Here is a 17,705-nt window from a genome sequence, read left to right on the forward strand (position 1 = left end):
CGGTGTGACCTGATCACCATCGCCCGGATCGCGCGGCCCGTCGATTACGCGGGAGGTAATGGCGGCGCCGTGCGCGCCCCGTAACTTCGCACGAGTGACGACCGTGCAGCGCCCCGTGGGCGAGCAGTTGCGGCAGTGGCGGGAACGCCGCAGGCTCAGCCAGCTCGACCTCGCCCTGTCCGCCGAGATCTCCACGCGCCACCTCAGCTTCCTGGAGAACGGCCGGTCCCGGCCGAGCCGCGAGATGGTGCTGCGCCTGGGGGAGCGGCTGGAGGTGCCGCTGCGGGAGCGCAACCGGCTGCTGCTGGCCGCCGGCTACGCGCCGGTCTTTCCGGAGACCCCGCTGCCCGATCTGGGCGCCGCGCTCGACGCCGTCCGGCACCTGCTCGCCGGGCACGAGCCGTACCCGGCCGTCGTCGTGGACCGCAACTGGGACCTCGTCGAGAGCAACAGCGGCATCACCCTGCTGACCGACATCGTCGACCCCGCGCTGCTGGAACCGCCCGCCAACGTGCTGCGGATCGCGCTGCACCCCCGCGGCCTCGCCCCGCACGTGATCAACCTGGGGCAATGGCGGGCCGAGCTGCTCGGGCGGCTGCGGCGGCAGGTGGAGATCACCGGCGACCCCGGACTGGCGGAGCTGCTGGCCGAGGTGAGCGGGTACCCGTGCGACGACCCGGTGGACGAGGCCCCGGCCGGCTCGGTGTTCGTGCCGGTGCGGCTGCGTCGCGGCGACGCCGAGCTGACCCTGCTGTCCGTGGTGGCCACCTTCGGCACCGCGCTGGACGTCACGCTGGCCGAGCTGGTGATCGAGTCGTTCTACCCGGCCGACGCGGCCACCCGCGAGGTACTCACCGGCCGGCGTGAGCGCGGCGCTGGTCACCCCGGTGTCCTGCGCCGCGCCCAGGCCCACCATGGCGACCAGGCCCACCGCGCCCGCGAGCAGCCCGAGCCGGGCCACCGGGCGCAGGGGCAGCCGGACGAGCCTGCGCCCGGCGGCCACCGCGAGCAGCGCGGTCCCCGCCGTGATGGCGACGTCGGCGAGGTTGAACACCGAGTCGCCGACCGGGATGAAGTCCACCGCGCTGCGGACGCTGCCCGGCGCGGTCAGGAAGTGCAGGCCGAGGCGGTCGAGCAGGTCGCTCGCCCACCCGGCGAGGACCAGCGCGGCCGGGACGAGGACCGAGGTAGGCCGGGGACGCCGGACGAGCGCAGCCGTGGCGAGGCCCAGCCCCGCGGCACCGAGGAGGTCGAGGAGCGCGCCGGCGAGCGGGTCGCGGTACCAGCCGCCGATCGCTTCGCCGACCAGGTAGCTGCCGCCGCTGTTGATCAGCGTGCCGGGCACGTGCCGCCACGCCCACCACTTGGCCGACTGGTCCACCACGACGACGATCGCGAGCACCACCAGCACGACGCGCCTGCCACCCAGGAACTCCCTCGGCTCCGCTGAGGTCCGGACGGCGTCGAGTCAACCGGGGTGACCTGTGCGGTCACCGGTGCGTGAGCTGTGCCGCGACTGTGAACCAGGATCGGCGAAGCCGCCCGTTGCGGGCGGTGGTTCGCAGCGGTTCGCCCTACGCGCCGGGGTTGCGCAGGCGGGTGAAGTCGGCCTGCTGCGCCGGTTCCTGGAGGTAGTTGCGGAACCTCTGGGAGGCGCGCTGCTGGACCTCGTCGACGTTTTCGGCGGTGAGCACCGCGCACGGGTAGTCGGCGGGGGCGTTGGCCGCGAGCGGCTCGGCCGGGGAGGTCAGCAGGGTCGGCCGGGCGGTGGTCAGCTCGGTGATCGTCGCCGTGGTCTCCGGGATCCACACCGCGGGCTGGCCGCCGATCGAGTCGAGGTTGCCGCGGCCGGTGAGCGCCAGCAGGACGCGCTGATCGTCGATGGCCTGGACCTGGACGTGGACGCAGTGCGCGTGCACGACGGTCCTCGCCTGGTTCCACCGCTCGGCGGCGGCGGTCACCGCGGGGGCCACCGACGGGGCGGCGACGACGTTCAGGTTGGAGTCGCCTTCGGCGCACGCGCTGGCCTGGGCCTCGGCCCGGTTGGCGACGATGCTGTCCGCCCAGCCCCAGCCGAGGATCCCGAGCACGAGGAGCACGACGAACACCCCGGCGACGATCGGCCACTTCGCGATGCCGCGCTTGGCCTCGCCGACGACGCGGTGCGAGCCGGTGGCCTCCCCGGGCGCCGCGATCCGGTGGGAGCCGGTCGTTTCGCCCGCCCCGGCCCGGCGGCGGCCCAGTTGCGGGCGGCCGTCCACGGCCAGGATGCGCTGGGTGCCGGTGCTCTCGCCCGCGCGGCCACGCCGGTAGCCACTGGACTCACCTACCGCCCGGCGGCTGCCGGTGGACTCGGAGGCACCCACGGCGCGGCGGCTGCCGGTGGATTCGATGGTGCCGACGGCGCGGCGGCCGCCGGTCGTCTCACCGGGCGCGGCGAAACCGCCGACGCGGCGACTGCCCGCCTCGACGGGAGGAGTCCGGCCGCCCGCGGGAACACCAGGGGCCACGCCGTGGGAAAAACCGGGGGCCACGCCGTGGGAAACACCAGCGGTCGCCCCGTAGGGACCATCGCCAGGAGCACCCCCGGGCATGCGCTGGTACCCGCTCGCTGAGCCGGGATCCACTGGAAAGGCACCCACGGCCTCGCCCGGCCGCGGCGCCGCCTGCCGGTACCCCGTCGGCTCCCCAGCCTCAGGACGGCCGTGAGCGGGGTCGTCGCCCCTGCTGTGTCGCCCCATGCGTGCTCTTCCTCAACTCTCCGTGTGCTCCGACAAACGACGTTCACCCTAACAGGGGTTCGTCGTTAGCGAAACGTGATGAACCCACGAAAATCGCAGGACTGAGCGTTACTGCCCTTGTGCGAGGAGCGTCCGGCAGTGCTCGATCAGCCGAGCGCGCAGCGGCTCCGCCCGGGCGGCGAACGCCGCCTGGGCACGCGCGTACTCCGCCCGCCCCCGTGCGGTCTCGATCCGCACGGGGGAGTAGCCCAGTCCCGATAAATCGTACGGGCTCGCCCGCATGTCCAGTTCGCGGATCTCCACTGCCAGCTCGAAGCAGTCCGCGACCAGCTCGGACGGCACGAACGGGTCGAGTTTGAACGCCGCCCGGTACAGGTCCATGTTCGCGTGCAGGCACCCCGGCTGCTCCAGCTCCACCTGCCGCTTCCGGGACGGCTCCAGCGCGTTGCGCGGCCGGGCTGGCGGGGTGAAGAACCGGAACGCGTCGTAGTGCCCGCAGCGCAGCTCCAGCGACTCGACGACCGTGTCGGTGCCGGCCGCGCCCAGCCGCAGCGGCAGCTGGTTGTGGCGCACCTGCCCGGGCGCCTGCCGGTACACCATCGCCCACTCGTGCAGCCCGAAACAGCTCAGCCGCGGCGGGCGGGACGCGGTGGCCTCCAGCAGCACGAGCAACGCCCGCACCGTCGGCACCCGCTTGGCGGGCAGGTCACCGAGCGCCACGCCGCCGCCGGTCTCCCGGAAGTCCGGCCGCGCCAGGAACTCGCGCGCCCCCATCAGCACCACACCGGGCCCCGGGCTCCACCGTTCCAGGTGCGCCGGGCGGTGCGGGTAGTACTGGAACAGGAAGTCGTGCACCGGGTGCTTCTCGCCCCGCGACCGGCGCTCCTGGTAGGGGCCGGTCCAGCGGCGGACCCGCGCGACGTGGTCGCGTTGCCAGGCCCGCCACTCGTCCTCGGCCAGAACCCGCATCACGCCGTCACGTGCGTCCCGTCGCGCACCGTGCCCACGTACTCCTCGACCAGGTCCTCCAGGGCGACCACGCCGATGATCGTGCCGTCCGCGCCGCGGGCACGAGCCAGGTGGCTGCCCTCGCGGCGCATCGCGGAGAGGGCCTCGTCGAGGCGGGCGTGCGCGGGCAGGTCGGTCAGCGGCCGCGTCTTGTCCGCGGGCACCCGGCTCCCCGGGGCCTCGCCGATCTGGTCGAGCACGTCCTTGACGTGCAGGTACCCGATCAGCTCACCGCTCGCCGACCGCAGCGGGTACCGCGAGAAGCCCGTCGACGAGACCGCTTCCTCGACGTCGCCCACCGTCGGCGTGCTCGGCAGCGTGGTCAGCTCGGCGGTGGGCACCAGGACATCGGCGACGGTCTTCTCTACCGACGACAGCGTCTGGCTCAGCCGCTCGTGCTCGGACTGCTCCAGCAGGCCCTCCCGGCGCGATTCGGACAGCAGCTCGGCCAGCTCGTCGGAGGTGTAGGCGGTCTCCAGCTCGTCCTTCGGCTCCACCCGGACCAGCCGCAGCAGCGCGTTGGCCATGGCGTTGAGCAGCCAGATGAACGGGTTGGCGAGCTTGACCCACGCCACGTGGATCGGCACCAGCCACAGCGCCAGCCGCTCCGGCTCGGCGATGGCGAGGTTCTTCGGCACCATCTCGCCGATCAGCACGTGCAGGATGGTGATGAACGCCAGTGCGATCGCGAAGGACACCGTGTGCAGCACGACGTCCGGGAGCCCGAGCAGCCCGAACAACCCCTCGAGCTGGTGCGCCACCGCGGGTTCGCCGAGGCGGCCGAGGATCAGCGAGCAGATCGTGATGCCCAGCTGGGCGCCGGCGAGCATCTGCGACACGTGTTTGCTCGCGTTGATGACGATTCGCGCCCGGGTCTTGCCCTGTTCCAGCAGGGCCTCCAGCCGGTCGCGGCGCGAGGAGATCAGGGTGAACTCCGCGCCCACGAAGAACGCGTTCAGCAGCAGCAGGACGACGATCAGGAAGATCGCGAGCCAGTCGTTCACCGCGCCACCTCCGTCCGCCCGGCCAGCGGCCGCAGGCTCACCTCGGCGATGCGCAGCCGGTCCATTTCGGACACGGTCAGGCACCAGCCGTCCACCTCGGTGGAGTCACCGGGTTCGGGGATGCGGCCGAGCCGCTCCAGCATCAGGCCGGCGATGGTTTCGTAGTCGCCGTCGGGCATCCGGAAACCGGTGACCTCGGTGACCTCGTCGGCGCGCAGCTGGCCGGAGACCAGCCAGGTGTCGGAGCCGACCTGCTGCGAGGACGGCGCCTCGCCGGTGTCGTGCTCGTCGCGGACGTCGCCGATGATCTCCTCGACCACATCCTCCAGCGTCACCAGGCCCGCCGTGCCGCCGTACTCGTCGACGACCATCGCCACCTGGAAGCGCGAGTCCCGCAGCCGGGACAGCAGCGCGTCACCGGGCAGCGACTCCGGCACGGTGGGCACCGGCCGCATGATCGACGCGATCCGCGTGGTGCCCCGCTCGGCGGCGGGCACGGTGAACGCCTGCTTCACGTGCACCGCGCCCTGCACGTCGTCCAGGTCCTCGGTGTAGACCGGGAAACGGGAGTGGCCGGTGCGCCGGGACAGCTCGACGAGGTCGTTGATCGTGTCGCCGACCGTGAGCGACTCGACCTGCACGCGCGGGGTCATCAGCTCCTCCGCGGTGCGGTCGCCGAACCGTAGCGACTTGTCCAGCAGCTGCGCGGTCGAGGTGTCGAGGGTGCCGCTTTCCGCGCTGGTGCGCACGATCGAGCCGAGCTCCTGCGGGGAGCGCGCCGAGCGCAGCTCCTCCTGCGGCTCGATGCCGAACTTGCGGACCAGCCAGTTCGCGCTGTTGTTCATGAGCGTGATCAGCCAGCGGAACAGCGCCGAGAACCGCGAGTGGTAGCCCATCACGGCCCGCGCGGTCTCCAGTGGCTTGGCCACCGCGAGGTTCTTGGGCGCCATCTCGCCCAGCACCATCGACAGGATGGTCGCCAGCAGCAGGGCGAGGACGAGCGAGGCGCCGCCCGCGAAGCCCTCGGACATGCCGGCGGCGGTGAGCAGCGGGCGGACCAGGTTGCCGATCAGCGGCTCCGCGACGTACCCGGTGACCAGGGTGGTCAGCGTGATCGCGACCTGCGCGCCGGAGAGCTGGAACGACAGCGTCGAATGCGCCTTGCGGACGGTGCGCGCCCGCTTGTCACCGACCTGGCGGACGTGCGCCTCGACGGTGCTGCGCTCGAGCGCGGTGAGGGAGAACTCGGCGGCCACCGCGAGACCGGTGCCGACGGTGAGCAGTACGAAGAAGAGGACTCCGAGAACGGAGAGGAGCACTTCCGTCATCGGCCGTCACGGTCCTGAACCGGGCCGGGGAGGTGCTCTGGCAAGCCGGGTCGATCACCCGGCTTCGTACTGTCACCAGGTGACTGCGCGTCGCGCACGAAAGAAGTCACTCCTTGGGAGTTGGCTGTGAATGTGTACGCCATGATACCTGTCCGTGCGCGCGTACGAGGGCGTCGGCGCTGGTGAGCGTGTCAGGAGTCGGCCGAGGCGCGCACCCGGTGCCGCCGCACGCTCTCCTCCACGAGGTCGAGCACGGGGCCGAGGTCGTCGGCGGGCAGGCCCATCGCCAGGTGTGACACCAGGCCCTCCAGGACCAGCTCCAGGTAGGCGGTGAGCACGTCCACGTCGACGTCGTCGCGGAGGTTGCCCGCCTGGCGCTGCCACAGCAGGCGCTGCCGGGTGGCGGCGGTCAGCTGGTGCGAGCGCTCGGCCCAGCGGCCGCGGAACTCCGGGTCGGTGCGCAGCCGCCGGGAGACCTCCAGCCGCGTACCCAGCCAGTCCGCGGGGTGGTCGCTGCCCTCGGCGAGCAGTTCGCGCATCACCTGCACCAGGCCCTGCTGCGCGACCACGTCGGCCATCCGGGCCGCGTCCTCCTCCGCGAGGGCGAGGAAGAGCGACTCCTTGTCGCGGAAGTGGTGGAAGATCGCGCCGCGGGAGAGCCCGGTCGCTTCCTCCAGCCTGCGCACCGTGGCACCCTCGTAGCCGTACCGGGCGAAGCAGACGCGGGATCCGTCGAGGATCTGGCGCCTGCGCGCTTCGAGGTGGTCCTGGCTGACCCGGGGCATGGCTAGATCCTGACACCGTGGGCCCGGCTTTCGCAAACCGTACGTACTTACTGCAATTCTTACGGATGTCTTGCCGGTAGTCGCGAACGGCCCCCGGTCAACCCTGAAAATTGTCGGCACCCGCGTGTAGCGTCCGAAAGCGAGTGATCCCGGCGATTGGACACGATATGACAGCGGTCCGGCCCACGTCACCCGCTCCCGGCGGGGCGGTGGCGGCGAAGGTGGTCTCCGACCGCGCCGAGGGTGAGGCGTACGTGGCGTCCGTGTGCTTCAAGCACGGGCCACCCCGCCTGCTCGGCGTGGAGCTCGAGTACACCGTGCACTACGCGGACGACCTGCGAAGACCACTCGATCGTGCTGATCTCGCCCGTGCGCTCGGCCCGCACGCCCCGCGCACCCTCAGTCCCGAGAGTCCGGCCAGGCCCTTGCCGGCCGGCTCGCCCCTGACTCTCGAACCCGGCGGCCAGGTGGAGATCTCCGCCCTGCCACAGGCCTCGCTCCGCGAGCTCGCCGACGTGGTGGCCGCCGATCTGGCTCACCTCACCGAACTGCTCGCCCGCCACGGGTTCGTCCTGCGCGACGACGGCACCGACGCCCACCGCGCCCCCGCCCGGCTGCTCGACACCCCCCGTTACGCCGCGATGGAACGCCGGTTCGCCCCGAGGGGCGACGGCGGCGTGACGATGATGTGCAGCACCGCTGGCCTGCAGATCTGCGTCGACGCCGGGGAGGCGGACACGTTCGCCGCCCGGTGGGCCGCCGTCCACGCCCTCGGCCCGCCACTGCTCGCGTTGTTCGCCAACTCACGGCGGCACGCGGGGCGGGACACCGGTGCGGCATCGGCCCGCTGGCTCGCGGTGATGGCCACCGAAGCGTGCCGGACCTCCGCGGCCGCGTGCGGCCCGGACCCGGCGGCGAGCTGGTCGCGCCGCATCATGGACACCCCCCTGCTGGTGGTGCGGCGCGGCGACGGGCCGTGGGACGCGCCGGAGGGCCTCACCTTCGCCGACTGGGCCGCGGGCCGCGGCGCCGGGCGGGTCCTGCGGCGGCCGACCACGGCCGATCTGGACTACCACCTGACCACGATGTTCACCCCGGTGCGGCCGCACGGCTACCTGGAGGTCCGCTACCTCGACGCCCAGCCGCGGCAGCGTTGGCTGCACCCGGTCGCGTTGCTGACCGCCCTGCTCGACCGTCCCTCCACAGTGGACCGGGTGCGCGAGGTGTGCGCGCCCGTCGACGGCGAGTGGGAGCGCGCCGCGCGCGCCGGGATGGCCGACCCGCGGATGGCGGCGGTGGCGCGCGAGGTCGCCGACCTCGGGTGCGCCGAGCTGGCCCGCACCGACCTGCCCGAGGAGACCGTCAACCGGATCAGCGAAGGCGTGCAGCGGCTCGCGCACGCCGGGGAGGGGACGAGATGACCGACGTGTCGCCGTTGACCGAAGCGCCGAATCCGGTGCGTGAACTGTCCGACGAGGCGCTGCGTTCCCGTGCGGCCGGCGCGCTGGAGCGGGCGCGCGCCCGCAGCACCGCGCTGACCGCGGCGGTGGACGACGACGACCTCGTCCGCCAGCATTCGAAGCTGATGTCGCCGCTGGTGTGGGACCTCGCGCACATCGGCAGCCAGGAAGAGCTGTGGCTGGTGCGGGACGTGGGCGGCCGGGAGCCGCTGCGGCCCGACATCGACGACCTCTACGACGCCTTCCAGCACCCGCGTGCTTCCCGGCCCTCGCTGCCGCTGCTGGGGCCGGCCGAGGCGCGCGCCTACGTCGCCGAGGTGCGGGCCAAGGCGTTCGACGTGCTGGAGCGCGCGCCGATGACCGGCCGCCCGCTCACCGAGGCCGGGTTCGCCTTCGGCATGATCACCCAGCACGAGCAGCAGCACGACGAGACCATGCTGGCCACCCACCAGCTGCGCAAGGGCGATCCGGTGCTGCACGCGCCCGCGCCGCCGGCGGCGCGATCGGGGCCACTGCCCGGCGAGGTCTTCGTTCCGGCCGGGCCGTTCGTCATGGGCACCTCGCTGGAGCCGTGGGCGCTGGACAACGAGCGCCCGGCCCACGAGGTCGAGGTGGACGCCTTCCACCTGGACACGGTGCCGGTGACCAACGGGGCGTACGTGGAGTTCCTCGAAGACGGCGGCTACGACCGGCGTGAGCTGTGGAGCGCGGCGGGCTGGGCGTACCGCACCGAGCACGACATTACCGCGCCTCGGTTCTGGCGCCGCGAGCCGGACGGCTGGTGGCGGGTCCGCTTCGGCGTGCACGAGCCGGTGCCTGCAGACCAGCCGGTGGTGCACGTGTCCTACTACGAGGCCGAGGCCTACGCCGCCTGGGCGGGCAAGCGGCTGCCCACCGAGGCGGAGTGGGAGAAGGCCGCCCGGTTCGACCCGGCGACGCGGGAGTCCCGGCGGTACCCGTGGGGCAACGACGATCCCACGCCCGAGCACGCGAACCTGGGCCAGCGGCACCTCTCGCCCGCACCGGCCGGCGCGTACCCGAAGGGCGCCTCGGCGCTGGGCGTGCACCAGCTGATCGGCGACGTGTGGGAGTGGACGAGCACCGACTTCGCCGGCTACCCGGGCTTCCGCGCCTTCCCGTACCGGGAGTACTCGGAGGTGTTCTTCGGGCCCGAGTACAAGGTGCTGCGCGGCGGTTCGTTCGGCACCGACGCGGCGGCGGTCCGCGGCACGTTCCGCAACTGGGACTACCCGATCCGGCGGCAGATCTTCGCCGGGTTCCGCTGCGCGCGGGACGCCGCGCCGGGCGAGCGGGCCTGACGGTGTGCCGCCACCTGGGTTACCTTGGCCCGCCGCGCTCGCCGGCCGAGCCGGTGTTCGACGCGCCGCACTCGCTGCTGCGGCAGACCTACGTGCCGCGGGACATGCGCGGCGGCGGTGTGGTCAACGCCGACGGGTTCGGGCTGGGCTGGTTCGGCGACGGTCCGGAGCCGGTGCGGTACCGGCGCCCGGTTCCACTGTGGAGCGACCAGGACCTGCCCCGGCTGGCCCGGTCGGTCCACAGTGGAGCGTTCGTCGCCGCGGTGCGCAACGGCACCACCGGGATGCCGTCCGGGGAGGGCGCGTGCGCGCCGTTCACCGGCGGCCGGTGGCTGTTCAGCCACAACGGGACGGTGCGCGGCTGGCCGGACAGCCTCGCCACGCTGGCCGGGAAGCTGCCGGTCACCGACCTGATGACCCTGGAGGCGCCCACCGACTCGGCGGTGCTGTGGGCGCTGCTGCGGGAGCGGCTCGAGGCGGGGGAGGACCCCGTGGGCGCGGTGGCCGACCTGATCGCCAAGGTCGAGCGCGCCGCGCCGGGGTCGCGGCTGAACTTCCTGCTCACCGACGGCACCGTCCTCGTCGGCACCGCCTGGACCCACGCCCTGTCGGTGCGGGTCGAGGGCGAGGCCGTCCTCTTCGCGTCCGAACCGCTCGACGACGCGCCCGGCTGGTCGGAGGTGCCCGACCGGCACCTCGTGGCGGCCCGGCACGGCGCCGTCGAAGTCATTCCCCTCAACGCCGATCGGAGTGTTCCCTGATGACCGAGTCCGAACTGGACATCCACCGCGGCGCCACCGAGATCGCCGAGGCGCTGTGCGCGGATGTGCGGGAGGGGCTGTCGGCCGAGCAGAAGTGGCTGCCCTCCAAGTGGTTCTACGACGCGGCGGGCAGCCGGTTGTTCGAGGACATCACCGCGCTGCCCGAGTACTACCCGACCCGGGCCGAACGCGAGGTGCTGGCGCGGGAGGCCGCCGGCATCGCGAAGATCACCGGCGCGCACACGCTGGTCGAACTCGGCTCGGGATCGAGCGAGAAGACCCGGCTGCTGCTCGACGGGCTGCGCGAGCACGGCAGCCTCCGCACGTTCGTGCCGCTGGACGTGTCGGAGGCCGCGCTGGCCGAGGCGGTGGAGGCGATCCAGGCCGACTACCCGGGGCTCGACGTGCGCGGGGTGGTCGGCGACTTCACTGAGCACCTCGGCCTGCTGCCCGGCGAGCCGCCGCGGCTGGTCGCGTTCCTCGGTGGCACGATCGGCAACTTCCTGCCCGCCGACCGGGGGAAGTTCCTGCGGTCGGTGCGGGACGTGCTGGGCGCGGGCGAGTGGTTCCTGCTGGGCACCGACCTGGTCAAGGACCCGGAGACGCTGGTCCGCGCCTACGACGACGCGGCCGGGGTGACGGCGGAGTTCAACCGTAACGTGCTGCGGGTGGTCAACGAGGTGCTGGGCGCGGACTTCGACCCGGACGCCTTCGAGCACGTGGCCCATTGGGACGCCGGGAACGAGTGGATCGAGATGCGGCTGCGCGCCCCGGAGGCGATGCGGGTGTCGATCCCGGGAGCGGGCCTGGAGGTCTCGTTCGAGGCCGGCGAGCACATCCGGACGGAGATCTCGGCGAAGTTCCGCCGCGAAGGCGTGACCGCGGAACTGGCCGACGCCGGCTTCGAGGTCGAGCACTGGTGGACCGACGCCGGGGGACGGTTCGGGGTGTCCCTGGCCCGCGCGATGAGCTAGGGGCTTTGCTCGATCGTGACCGGTGCCGCAGCGTGGGGTGCCCGGTGGCGGGTGCGGGTGGGTGGTCCAATAGGGGTCGTGAAGAACCCGCTCCCGTTCCTGGCCCGCAGGCTGGGCACCCGCCCGTGGCTGCTGCGGCTCGCGAAGGTCATCATCTGGGCGGACAAGCGGCTGCACCGCTGGTTCGACGGCCGGGTGACCCTGGTCGGCATCGCGGGCCTGCCGTCGCTGCGGCTGACCACCCTGGGGCGCAAGAGCGGACTGCCGCGCAGCACGAACCTGCTGTACTTCCCGCACGAGGACGGTTTCGTGCTCGTCGGCTCCAACTGGGGCCGCCCGCGCGACCCCGGCTGGACCTTCAACTTGCGCGAGCACGCCGAGGCGACGGTGGCCATCCGGGGGAAGGAAATCCCGGTCACCGCGCAGCCGGTGAAGGGCGAGGACTACGACCGGATGTGGCAGCGCCTCCTCGACTTCTGGCCCGGCTACGAGATGGAACGCCTGGCCGCCGGCCGCGAGCTGCCGATCTTCCTGCTCACCCGCCGGTAGCGAAAAAAATCCCGGGGGCGGTGTCGGATCCGGGTGGTCGTGTTCGTGGTCAGGGCGAGGCTGCCCGCGAACGGGGCGGCGCCGAGGTGGAGGAACCGCGACCATGAAACTGACGACCATGACCCAGATCACCGTCGACGGCGTGATGCAGGGCAACGGCGGCGCGTCGGAGGAGGACCGCCGCGCCGGGTTCGACCGCGGCGGCTGGGCGCTGGGCAAGGGCGACGCCGGCACCCACGCGCTGATCAAGCAGACCTACCAGCGCGCCGACGCGTTCCTGTTCGGCAGGCGGACCTACCAGCTGTTCGCCGCCTCGTGGGGGTCCGGTACGGACGCGGACGTCCCCGGCTGGGAGCCCGTCCGGCGCGCCCTGAACGCCCGGCCCAAGTACGTCGCCTCGACGACTCTGACCGACCCGGCGTGGCCGGGCACCACCGTCCTGGGCGGCGACCTGGCCGCGGCCGTCGCGGACCTGAAGGCCAAGCCGGGTGGCGAGCTGCAGGTGCACGGAAGCGGCGCCCTGACCCGGTGGCTGCTGGCCAACGACCTGGTCGACGAGATGACCCTGATCGTGATCCCGGTGGTTCTCGGCCAGGGCGCGCGGCTGTTCCCGGACGCCGGCCCCGATCTCGCGCTCGACCTGGCCGATTCGCGAACGGACTCGAAGGGCGTGACCATCCAGGTCTACCGGCCCGCCGGGCGCCCGCAGTACCCGGCCGCCTGAAACCCGCCCACCGACACCACAGGAGTTGATCCCCGGATGCAGTACCTGGTTTCCGTCATCGACGACAAGGAAAACCCTGGCCGGACGGACCGGCAGCCGGCCATCAGCGAGTTCAACGAACGCCTGATCGCCGAGGGCCACTGGGTCTTCGCGGGCGGGCTCGCGGACACCGAGTCGGCCACGGTCGTCGACAACCGGGGCGAGCAGGCGGTGTTCAGCGACGGGCCCTTCGTCGAATCGAAGGAGTACCTCGCCGGGGTCTGGATCTGGGAGGTCCCCGATCTCGACGTCGCGCTGAAACTCGCCACCGAGGCCTCGAAGGTCTGCGACCGCAAGATCGAGGTGCGGCCGTTCCGGTGACGGACGCGCGCGAGGCGGTCACCCGGGCCCACCACGAGGAGTGGGCCCGGGTGGTGGCCGCACTGACCCGGCGCTTCGGCGACCTCGACATCGCCGAGGAGGCGGCCGCCGAGGCGTTCGCGACCGCGGTCGAGCGGTGGCCTGCCGACAGGGTGCCGCCCAACCCCGGCGCCTGGCTGACCACCACCGCCACCCGCAAGGCCATCGACCGCATCCGGCGCGAGAACAAACGCGACGACAAGCAGAAGGAGGCCCGGATGGTGCACGACGACGAACCACCCGGGACCCTCGGCGTCATCGACGACGACCGGCTCCGGCTGATCTTCACCTGCTGCCACCCCGCGCTCGCGGTGGAGGCCCGCGTCGCGCTGACGCTGCGCATGGTCGGCGGTCTGACCGTGCGCGAGATCGCCCGCGCGTTCCTGGTGGCCGAGACCGCGATGGAGCGGCGGATCACCCGCGCGAAGGCCAAGATCAAGGCTGCCCGCATCCCGTACCGGGTACCGGCGGCGGAGGACCTCCCGGCCCGCGTGTCCGGCGTGCTCGCGGTGCTGTTCCTGGTGTTCAACGAGGGCTACCTGGCCACCGGCTCCGGCGCCGACCCGGTGCGCGACGACCTGACCGCCGAGGCGATCCGGCTCACCCGCCTGATCCGCGCCCTCCTGCCGGACGACGGCGAGGTGGCCGGGCTGCTGGCGCTGATGCTGCTCATCGAGGCGCGCCGACCGGCGCGGGTGTCGGCGGGCGGCGAGCTGGTACCCCTCCACGAGCAGGACCGCGGGGCCTGGGACGCGGCGCTCATCGCCCAGGGCCACCGGCTGGTGCGCGAGCGCCTCGCCGCCGCCGCGGCCGGGGTGGCGCCGGGCCGCTACCAGATCCTGGCCGCGATCAACGCCGTGCACACCTCCGCCCGCGACATCCGCGACACCGACTGGTCACAGATCCTCGCCCTCTACGACCAGCTCGTCCGGCTCGACCCCTCGCCGATCATCGCGCTCAACCGGGCCGTCGCGGTCGCCGAACTCGACGGCCCGGAGGTGGCGCTCGCCGCCGCCGACCGCCTCGAACCCAGGCTGGCCGGCTACCACGCCTTCCACGCCACCCGCGCCGACCTGCTGCGCAGGCTCGGCCGCGGTCAGGAGTCGCGCGCGGCCTACGACAAGGCGATCGAGCTGGCAGGCAACACCGCCGAGTTCGCCTACCTCACGCGCCGCCGCGACCAGCTGCGGTAGCGCCGGAAGCGGGCTCGGGCGCGGTGCGGGCGAGGCGCCGCCGGTAGAACGCCGGGGTCCACCAGTTCGCCCGGCCGGCCAGCCGCATGAACGCCGGGAGCAGCGCGCCGCGCAGGAGGGTGGCGTCGACCGGGACCGTGACGAACATGCCCAGCCCCAGCATCTTCAGGTACACCACGCCGCCGGTCGTGTAGGTCGCGACGACAGCGCGAGGATCGCGGCCGCGGTGGTGACCAGCGGAGCGCTGCGCTGCGCCCCGGCGGCGACGGAGCCGTTCGTGTCGCCGGTGCGCAGGTACTCCTCCCGGATGCGCGAGGTCACGAACACCTCGTAGTCCATGGACAGGCCGTAGGCGACGCAGAACATCAGGATCGGGATGCTCGTCTCCAGCGTGCCCGCCGGGGTGAACCCGAGCGGCCGGTGGTGAGCGCCGCGGAGGAGGAGCGGGAGATCTGGATCCGCGAGCTCAAGCACGCTTTGCGGCGGTACCTGGAGCCCGTCATCCCGTGAGCGTCGTATAACGACCTATACGGCGCGGCTCCTGGCGACTACGCGCTTGCCGGGGGAGTCGCGGACGGCGCGACGAAACGAAGCGCCCGCGAGCGGGGCTCGCGGGCGCTTCTACAGCGAAAACCGTCAGGCGCGGGTCATCTTGCGCAGCACGTACTGCAGGATGCCGCCGTTGCGGTAGTAGTCCGCCTCACCGGGGGTGTCGATCCGCACCACGGCGTCGAACTCCACCTTGGTGCCGTCCTCCTTGGTCGCGGTGACCTTGACCGTCCGCGGCGTCTCGCCCTCGTTGAGCTTCGTGATGCCCTCGAAGTCGAACGTCTCGGTGCCGTCCAGGCCCAGCGACGAGGCCGACTCGCCCTCCGGGAACTGCAGCGGGATGACGCCCATGCCGATCAGGTTGGACCGGTGGATCCGCTCGAACGACTCGGCGATCACGGCGCGCACGCCGAGCAGCCGGGTGCCCTTGGCGGCCCAGTCCCGCGACGAACCCGAGCCGTACTCCTTGCCGCCCAGCACGACCAGCGGGATGCCGGCCTTGGCGTAGTTCTGCGCGGCGTCGTAGATGAACGCCTGCGGCGCGCCCTCCTGCGTGAAGTCGCGGGTGTAGCCGCCCTGCACGTCGTCCAGCAGCTGGTTGCGCAGCCGGATGTTGGCGAAGGTGCCGCGGATCATCACCTCGTGGTTCCCGCGCCGGGAGCCGTAGGAGTTGAAGTCCTTGCGGTCCACGCCGTGCTCGGCCAGGTAGCGGCCGGCAGGCGAGTCCGCCTTGATCGCGCCGGCGGGGGAGATGTGGTCGGTAGTCACCGAGTCGCCCAGCTTCGCCAGCACGCGGGCGCCCTTGATGTCCGTGACCGGCTCCGGGTCGGCCTGCATGCCCTCGAAGTACGGGGGCTTGCGCACGTAGGTCGACTCCGGGTCCCACTGGAAGGTCTTGCCCTCCGGGGTGGGCAGCGACTTCCAGCGCTCACCACCGTCGAACACGTCGGCGTAGTCCTTGGAGAACATCTCCTGCGTGATCGCCGAGTCGATGGTCTCCTGGATCTCCTGCGGCGACGGCCAGATGTCGCGCAGGAAGACGTCGTTGCCGTCGGTGTCCTGCCCGAGCGGCTGCTCCTCGAAGTCGAAGTCCATCGTGCCGGCCAGCGCGTAGGCGATGACCAGCGGCGGGGACGCCAGGTAGTTCATCTTGACGTCCGGGTTGATCCGGCCCTCGAAGTTCCGGTTGCCGGACAGCACCGACACGACGGTCAGGTCGTTCTCCTGCACCGCGGCCGAGATCTCCTCGGGCAGCGGGCCGGAGTTGCCGATGCAGGTGGTGCAGCCGTAGCCGACCAGGTGGTAGCCCAGCTTCTCCAGGTACGGCCACAGGCCGGCCTTCTCGTAGTAGTCGGTGACGACCTGCGAGCCCGGCGCCATCGACGTCTTGACCCACGGCTTGACCGACAGGCCCTTCTCCACCGCGTTGCGGGCGAGCAGGGCGGCGCCCAGCATGACCGACGGGTTGGAGGTGTTGGTGCAGGAGGTGATCGAGGCGATCACCACGGCGCCGTGGTCGAGCACGAACTCGCCGCGGTCCCCGGAGCGGACCGTGACCGGCTTCGACGGGCGGCCGGACGCGCCGTTCGCTGCAGTAGGAACCGCGACAGCAACATCTTCGTCCGCGAAGGACAGGCTCGGCGCGTCACTGGCCGGGAAGGACTCCTCGACCTTCTCGTCGACCTTGGTGTGCGGCGTCGGGTGCTGCTCCTCGACGTAGTCGTGCACCGACTTGCGGAACGCCGACTTCGCGTCGGTCAGCTCGATGCGGTCCTGCGGGCGCTTCGGGCCTGCGATCGACGGCACCACCGTCGACAGGTCCAGCTCCAGGTACTCGGAGTAGGACGCCTCGCGGCTCGGGTCGTGCCACAGGCCCTGCTCCTTGGCGTAGGCCTCGACCAGCGCGACCTGCTCGGCCGAGCGGCCGGTCAGCTTGAGGTAGCGGATCGTCTCGTCGTCGATCGGGAAGATCGCCGCGGTCGAGCCGAACTCCGGGCTCATGTTGCCGATGGTGGCGCGGTTGGCCAGCGGCACCTGGGCGACGGACTCGCCGTAGAACTCGACGAACTTGCCGACCACGCCGTGGCGGCGCAGCATCTCGGTGATCGTCAGCACCACGTCGGTCGCGGTCACGCCGGCCGGGATCTCGCCGGTCAGCTTGAAGCCGACGACGCGCGGGATCAGCATCGACACCGGCTGGCCCAGCATCGCGGCCTCGGCCTCGATGCCGCCGACGCCCCAGCCCAGCACGCCGAGGCCGTTGACCATCGTGGTGTGCGAGTCGGTGCCGACGCACGAGTCGGGGTAGGCCTGGCCGTTGCGGGCCATCACCGTGCGCGCCAGGTGCTCGATGTTGACCTGGTGCACGATGCCGGTGCCCGGCGGGACGACCTTGAACTCGTCGAAGGCGCCCTGGCCCCAGCGCAGGAACTGGTAGCGCTCGCGGTTGCGCTCGTACTCGATCTCGACGTTGCGCTCGAAGGCGTCCGCGCGGCCGAACACGTCGATGATCACCGAGTGGTCGATGACCAGCTCGGCCGGGGCGAGCGGGTTCACCTTGTCCGGGTCGCCGCCGAGGTCGGTGACGGCCTCGCGCATGGTGGCCAGGTCGACCACGCAGGGGACACCGGTGAAGTCCTGCATGATCACGCGGGCCGGGGTGAACTGGATCTCGATCGACGGATCGGCGGTCGGGTCCCAGTTGCCCAGCGCGCGGATGTGGTCGGCGGTGATGTTCGCGCCGTCCTCGGTGCGCAGGAGGTTTTCGAGCAGGATCTTCAGGCTGTAGGGCAGCTTCTCGGACCCGGACACCTTGTCCAGGCGGAACACCTCGTACGAGGCGTCACCCACCTTCAAGGTGTCGCGGGCGCCGAAGCTGTCCTTGCTGGCTGGTGCGGTCACGTCTAACTCC

Annotated in this window: 16 protein-coding genes and 2 pseudogenes; 9 read left to right on the forward strand and 9 right to left on the reverse strand. The window is 72.1% G+C overall.

What is annotated here, in order from left to right; genetic code table 11:
• Positions 1–58 precede the first annotated feature (58 nt).
• A pseudogene (locus AMETH_RS15040) lies at positions 59–871 on the forward strand (helix-turn-helix domain-containing protein); the annotation flags it as partial.
• A gap of 186 nt (positions 872–1,057) precedes the next feature.
• On the opposite strand, the pseudogene AMETH_RS42575 reads toward AMETH_RS15040, so the two are convergent.
• The 6 genes and pseudogenes from AMETH_RS42575 to AMETH_RS15065 all read right to left on the reverse strand — a co-directional run.
• Positions 1,058–1,411, reverse strand: a pseudogene (locus AMETH_RS42575) (hypothetical protein); the annotation flags it as partial.
• A 163-nt stretch (positions 1,412–1,574) separates the two neighbouring features.
• Positions 1,575–2,510, reverse strand: a complete 936-nt coding sequence (locus AMETH_RS15045) for a substrate-binding domain-containing protein (protein WP_017988095.1) — start codon at positions 2,508–2,510, stop codon at positions 1,575–1,577.
• Between the two features lie 339 nt (positions 2,511–2,849).
• Positions 2,850–3,710, reverse strand: a complete 861-nt coding sequence (locus tag AMETH_RS15050) for a hypothetical protein (RefSeq protein ID WP_017988096.1) — start codon at positions 3,708–3,710, stop codon at positions 2,850–2,852.
• Entirely contained in the window at positions 3,710–4,753 is a 1,044-nt protein-coding gene (locus AMETH_RS15055) for a hemolysin family protein (RefSeq protein ID WP_017988097.1), read from the reverse strand. The genes AMETH_RS15050 and AMETH_RS15055 overlap by 1 nt, the downstream gene beginning before the upstream one ends.
• Positions 4,750–6,081 (reverse strand): hemolysin family protein, encoded by a 1,332-nt coding sequence (locus AMETH_RS15060; RefSeq protein WP_017988098.1) that lies wholly within the window; start codon positions 6,079–6,081, stop codon positions 4,750–4,752. Before AMETH_RS15060 ends, AMETH_RS15055 begins: the two co-directional genes overlap by 4 nt.
• A 191-nt stretch (positions 6,082–6,272) precedes the next feature.
• Positions 6,273–6,866 (reverse strand): TetR/AcrR family transcriptional regulator, encoded by a 594-nt coding sequence (locus AMETH_RS15065; protein WP_017988099.1) that lies wholly within the window; start codon positions 6,864–6,866, stop codon positions 6,273–6,275.
• Between the two features lie 167 nt (positions 6,867–7,033).
• On the opposite strand from AMETH_RS15065, the gene AMETH_RS15070 reads away from it, so the two are divergent.
• The 8 genes from AMETH_RS15070 (at position 7,034) to AMETH_RS15105 (ending at position 14,245) form a co-directional block, all read left to right on the forward strand.
• On the forward strand, positions 7,034–8,287 hold the full coding sequence (locus tag AMETH_RS15070; RefSeq protein WP_026153997.1) for a glutamate-cysteine ligase family protein: 1,254 nt from the start codon (positions 7,034–7,036) through the stop codon (positions 8,285–8,287).
• The gene (gene egtB / locus AMETH_RS15075; protein ID WP_017988101.1) at positions 8,284–9,645 is read left to right on the forward strand and encodes an ergothioneine biosynthesis protein EgtB; all 1,362 of its coding nucleotides are present in this window, start codon (positions 8,284–8,286) and stop codon (positions 9,643–9,645) included. The genes AMETH_RS15070 and egtB overlap by 4 nt, the downstream gene beginning before the upstream one ends.
• A 2-nt stretch (positions 9,646–9,647) precedes the next feature.
• Positions 9,648–10,406 (forward strand): ergothioneine biosynthesis protein EgtC, encoded by a 759-nt coding sequence (gene egtC / locus AMETH_RS15080; protein ID WP_026153999.1) that lies wholly within the window; start codon positions 9,648–9,650, stop codon positions 10,404–10,406.
• Positions 10,406–11,380: an L-histidine N(alpha)-methyltransferase gene (gene egtD / locus AMETH_RS15085; RefSeq protein ID WP_017988103.1), complete on the forward strand. Its 975-nt coding sequence runs from the start codon at positions 10,406–10,408 to the stop codon at positions 11,378–11,380. Before egtC ends, egtD begins: the two co-directional genes overlap by 1 nt.
• A gap of 78 nt (positions 11,381–11,458) precedes the next feature.
• The gene (locus tag AMETH_RS15090; protein ID WP_017988104.1) at positions 11,459–11,929 is read left to right on the forward strand and encodes a nitroreductase family deazaflavin-dependent oxidoreductase; all 471 of its coding nucleotides are present in this window, start codon (positions 11,459–11,461) and stop codon (positions 11,927–11,929) included.
• A 103-nt stretch (positions 11,930–12,032) separates the two neighbouring features.
• Positions 12,033–12,653, forward strand: coding sequence for a dihydrofolate reductase family protein (locus AMETH_RS15095; protein WP_017988105.1), 621 nt, complete (start codon positions 12,033–12,035; stop codon positions 12,651–12,653).
• A 36-nt stretch (positions 12,654–12,689) separates the two neighbouring features.
• Positions 12,690–13,013, forward strand: a complete 324-nt coding sequence (locus AMETH_RS15100; RefSeq protein ID WP_017988106.1) for a YciI family protein — start codon at positions 12,690–12,692, stop codon at positions 13,011–13,013.
• A complete protein-coding gene (locus AMETH_RS15105) occupies positions 13,010–14,245 on the forward strand; it encodes an RNA polymerase sigma factor (protein WP_017988107.1) in 1,236 nt (411 codons plus the stop codon). Before AMETH_RS15100 ends, AMETH_RS15105 begins: the two co-directional genes overlap by 4 nt.
• Here AMETH_RS15105 and AMETH_RS40150 read toward each other — a convergent pair.
• From AMETH_RS40150 to AMETH_RS15115, 3 genes are all read right to left on the reverse strand, one after another.
• Positions 14,217–14,423 (reverse strand): hypothetical protein, encoded by a 207-nt coding sequence (locus tag AMETH_RS40150; protein ID WP_026154000.1) that lies wholly within the window; start codon positions 14,421–14,423, stop codon positions 14,217–14,219. The two genes, AMETH_RS15105 and AMETH_RS40150, sit on opposite strands and share 29 nt — an antisense overlap.
• On the reverse strand, positions 14,411–14,719 hold the full coding sequence (locus tag AMETH_RS40155) for an MMPL family transporter (RefSeq protein WP_223843155.1): 309 nt from the start codon (positions 14,717–14,719) through the stop codon (positions 14,411–14,413). Before AMETH_RS40155 ends, AMETH_RS40150 begins: the two co-directional genes overlap by 13 nt.
• A 162-nt stretch (positions 14,720–14,881) precedes the next feature.
• Positions 14,882–17,695: an aconitate hydratase gene (locus tag AMETH_RS15115; protein ID WP_017988109.1), complete on the reverse strand. Its 2,814-nt coding sequence runs from the start codon at positions 17,693–17,695 to the stop codon at positions 14,882–14,884.
• Positions 17,696–17,705: the final 10 nt, after the last annotated feature.

It is taken from the genome of Amycolatopsis methanolica 239, assembly GCF_000739085.1.
GTDB lineage: Bacteria > Actinomycetota > Actinomycetes > Mycobacteriales > Pseudonocardiaceae > Amycolatopsis_E > Amycolatopsis_E methanolica.

Bases quoted from the DNA above. Each gene is read 5' to 3' on its own strand.
- egtB (WP_017988101.1), top strand. From the start codon at position 8,284: ATGACCGACGTGTCGCCGTTGACCGAAGCGCCGAATCCGGTGCGTGAA.
- AMETH_RS15050 (WP_017988096.1), bottom strand. From the start codon at position 3,710: ATGCGGGTTCTGGCCGAGGACGAGTGGCGGGCCTGGCAACGCGACCAC.
- AMETH_RS15070 (WP_026153997.1), top strand. From the start codon at position 7,034: ATGACAGCGGTCCGGCCCACGTCACCCGCTCCCGGCGGGGCGGTGGCG.
- AMETH_RS15065 (WP_017988099.1), bottom strand. From the start codon at position 6,866: ATGCCCCGGGTCAGCCAGGACCACCTCGAAGCGCGCAGGCGCCAGATC.
- egtD (WP_017988103.1), top strand. From the start codon at position 10,406: ATGACCGAGTCCGAACTGGACATCCACCGCGGCGCCACCGAGATCGCC.
- AMETH_RS15095 (WP_017988105.1), top strand. From the start codon at position 12,033: ATGAAACTGACGACCATGACCCAGATCACCGTCGACGGCGTGATGCAG.
- AMETH_RS15100 (WP_017988106.1), top strand. From the start codon at position 12,690: ATGCAGTACCTGGTTTCCGTCATCGACGACAAGGAAAACCCTGGCCGG.
- AMETH_RS15060 (WP_017988098.1), bottom strand. From the start codon at position 6,081: ATGACGGAAGTGCTCCTCTCCGTTCTCGGAGTCCTCTTCTTCGTACTG.